The 3,418-nt window shown below is 71.7% G+C and carries 4 protein-coding genes and 1 tRNA gene; 4 read left to right on the forward strand and 1 reads right to left on the reverse strand.

Annotation, left to right across the window (positions count from 1 at the left end; translation table 11 throughout):
• Positions 1-306: aminoglycoside phosphotransferase family protein (locus tag H5J33_RS28040; RefSeq protein WP_220212813.1), on the forward strand; the 306-nt coding region annotated here is incomplete at its 5' end.
• A 40-nt stretch (positions 307-346) separates the two neighbouring features.
• Here H5J33_RS28040 and H5J33_RS28045 read toward each other — a convergent pair.
• Positions 347-420 (reverse strand) — tRNA-Thr (locus tag H5J33_RS28045).
• 207 nt (positions 421-627) lie between these two features.
• Between H5J33_RS28045 and H5J33_RS28050 the strand changes: the two genes are divergently transcribed.
• The 3 genes from H5J33_RS28050 (at position 628) to H5J33_RS28060 (ending at position 3,262) form a co-directional block, all read left to right on the forward strand.
• A complete protein-coding gene (locus H5J33_RS28050) occupies positions 628-1,764 on the forward strand; it encodes an ABC transporter ATP-binding protein (protein ID WP_181797629.1) in 1,137 nt (378 codons plus the stop codon).
• Between the two features lie 178 nt (positions 1,765-1,942).
• Positions 1,943-2,404, forward strand: a complete 462-nt coding sequence (locus tag H5J33_RS28055; RefSeq protein ID WP_181797630.1) for a hypothetical protein — start codon at positions 1,943-1,945, stop codon at positions 2,402-2,404.
• Between the two features lie 126 nt (positions 2,405-2,530).
• Entirely contained in the window at positions 2,531-3,262 is a 732-nt protein-coding gene (locus tag H5J33_RS28060; protein ID WP_181797631.1) for a nucleotidyltransferase family protein, read from the forward strand.
• The last annotated feature ends 156 nt before the right edge of the window (positions 3,263-3,418 follow it).

The raw sequence follows: 3,418 nt of genomic DNA on the forward strand, positions 1-3,418 counted from the left end.
CGGCTGCTGCACTGGGACCTGCACGACGAGAACGTGCTGGCCGCCGAGCGCGCCGACTGGCTCGCCATCGACCCCAAGCCGCTGGCCGGCGACCCCGGCTTCGAGCTGTGGCCCGCCCTGGACAACCGGTTCGAGGCGGCCGAGGTCCGCTGGCGCTTCGACGCGATGACCGACGTCCTCGGCCTGGACCGGGACCGGGCCCGCGCCTGGACCTGCGGCCGGCTGCTGCAGAACGCCCTGTGGGACGTGGAGGACGGCCGCCCCATCGAGGCGCGCCGGCTGGAGATCGCCCGCCTGCTGGCATGAGAAAGCCCAGGTGGGAGCGGGTCCCACCCGGGCCTGCCGGAGCCCCCTGTCGGATTCGAACCGACGACCTTCGCTTTACAAGAGCGGCGCTCTGACCAGCTGAGCTAAGGAGGCGCGCACCTGGGTGCTCGTGCAGTGTACCCAGGTCTGGTGGTGGGCCCGTCGAAAATTTCCGCGAAGTTCACCTGGGCCGGGGTACTGACAGGGCCGGTGATCGCCGGGTAGCGTCTCGGTCCAGTTCACCCCGGTGGACTACGCCAACCACCTTCCTACAACGGATCGTCCGGCACGTTCCTGCCGGTAGAAGGGGGCCCATTCACCATGGCCACAGTCACGTTCGACAAGGCGACCCGGATCTACCCGGGTGCCGACAAGCCCGCCGTCGACGCGCTCGACATCGCGATCGAGGACGGCGAGTTCCTCGTCCTGGTCGGCCCGTCCGGTTGCGGCAAGTCCACCTCCCTGCGGATGCTCGCGGGCCTGGAGGACGTCAACGGCGGCGCCATCCGCATCGGTGACCGCGACGTCACGCACCTGCCGCCCAAGGACCGGGACATCGCCATGGTGTTCCAGAACTACGCCCTGTACCCGCACATGACGGTCGCCGACAACATGGGCTTCGCGCTCAAGATCGCCGGCGTGCCGAAGGCGGAAATCCGGCAGAAGGTCGAGGAGGCCGCGAAGATCCTCGACCTGACCCAGTACCTGGACCGCAAGCCGAAGGCGCTCTCCGGCGGTCAGCGCCAGCGTGTCGCCATGGGCCGCGCGATCGTGCGCGAGCCGCAGGTCTTCCTCATGGACGAGCCGCTGTCCAACCTGGACGCCAAGCTCCGCGTCTCCACCCGTACGCAGATCGCCTCGCTCCAGCGCCGGCTCGGCATCACCACCGTCTACGTCACCCACGACCAGGTCGAGGCCATGACGATGGGCGACCGGGTGGCGGTCCTCAAGGACGGGCTGCTCCAGCAGGTCGACTCGCCGCGGAACATGTACGACAGGCCCGCGAACCTCTTCGTCGCCGGCTTCATCGGCTCCCCCGCCATGAACCTGGTCGAGGTCCCGATCACCGACGGCGGCGTCGAGTTCGGCAACAGCGTCGTCCCGGTCAACCGGGACGCCCTGAAGGCCGCCGCCGACAAGGGCGACCGCACGGTCACCGTCGGCGTCCGCCCCGAGCACTTCGACGTGGTCGAGCTGAACGGCGGCGCCGCCGCGTCCCTGTCGAAGGACGCCGCCGACGCCCCGGCCGGCCTCGCCGTGTCGGTCAACGTCGTCGAGGAGCTGGGCGCCGACGGCTATGTGTACGGCTCCGCGGAGGTCGGCGGCGAGGCCAAGGACCTGGTCGTCCGCGTCAACGGCCGGCAGATCCCGGACAAGGGCTCCACGCTGCACGTCGTGCCGCGGCCGGGCGAGATCCACGTGTTCTCCACGTCCACCGGCGAGCGGCTGACCGACTGACGGCCCCCGGCACCGGGAAGGGCCCCCGCGCGCTCGGCGCGCGGGGGCCCTTCCCGTGCGGCGGGGCGGTCTCCGGCGGGTGCTTCGTCAACCCGTTACCCGGAAATCCCCGCCTTCTCATCCCCCAAAAGTGTGACGCAGTGTCCCCTTGTCATTACCGGGCGCTACCCTCACACGCGTGAAGCACTCCACCACCCCACAGACGCGACGCGGCCACCGGGGCGGCCCTGCCCGCCGGATCGGCCGCACTCTCGCCCTCGTCCTGCCCGTCTTCATGGTGCTCTCCGGGACCCTCGCGGTCACCCGGGTGAACTGGACGGGCAGCCCCGCCGACTCGGTGCTGACCGCCTCCGACGTGACGTCGGCGGCGATCCCCGCCCGTACGGCCGCCCGCGCGCCCGAGGACGTGCTCCGCGAGCAGCTCATGAGTGAACTCCAGGACAAGGACCCCGGCGCGGTGCTCACCCACCTCCAGCGGGCCGTCAACGGACGCCCCTCGCTCGCCCGGCACTGCTCCTCCATCGCCCGCGCCCTCGGCACGGCCGCGGTGCGCATCTACGGCGCCTCGCGCGCCCAGTCCTACGCCCGCCCCGTGTGCGACACCTCCTTCGCCACGGGTGTCCTGGCCGCACGCGGCTGACGCGCGCCACCGCGCGTACCCACGCGCGCACCGGGACGTACACGACCGACACGACCGGCCGGCGGCGGCTCCCCGCGTGCCGTCGCCGCCGCCACACCGCGCCGGGGCGCCACGTACAGTGCGGTCATGACCCATCCGAGCGCCGCGTCGCGCCCCACTCAAGCCGTGGTCCTGGCCGGTGGCCAGGGCTCGCGGCTGCGTCCGTACACCGACGACCGGCCCAAGCCGATGGTCGAGATCCCCGGCACGGGCACGCCGATCATCGGCCACCAGCTCACCTGGCTCGCCGAGGAGGGTGTCACGGACGTGGTCGTCTCGTGCGGCCACCTCGCCGACGTCCTGCAGAAGTGGCTGGACTCGGCCGACCTGCCGGTCTCCGTCACCACCGTCGTGGAGAGCGAGCCCCTCGGCCGCGGCGGCGGCCTGCGCTACGCCGCCGCGCATCTGCCCCACCCCGACCAGCCGTGGTACGCCACCAACGGTGACATCTGGACCCGCTTCTCGCTGCGGGACATGGCCGACTTCCACACCGAGCGGGACGCCGTCGCCACCCTCGCGCTGGCCCGGCCGCGCATTCCCTGGGGCGCGGTGCAGACCGACGGCTTCGGGCACATCACCGACTTCATCGAGGCACCGCCGTCCACGTTCGAGATCAACGCGGGCGTGTACGTGTTCTCCCCCGCCTTCGCCGCGCTGCTGCCGGAGCGCGGGGACCACGAGCGCACGACGTTCCCCCGCCTGGCCCGGGAGCACAAGCTGGCCGGGTTCCCCATCCCGCAGGGGGCGTACTGGCGGGCCATCGACACGGCGAAGGACCTGACCGAGGCGGCCAAGGAGCTGGCGGCGCTGAGCCGGTAGCCGCGTACGACGAAGGGGCCCTGTACCTCCCCGGTACAGGGCCCCTTCGTCGTCCCGTCAGCCCAGCAGGCCGCCCACCAGGCCCGGCTGGCCGGTCGTGGTTGTTGAACCACACCAGGTCCGGGCGCCACTGGACGTAGTCCTCGTTGGCGAACA

The sequence above is a fragment of the Streptomyces sp. WELS2 genome (assembly GCF_013870595.1).
GTDB lineage: Bacteria > Actinomycetota > Actinomycetes > Streptomycetales > Streptomycetaceae > Streptomyces.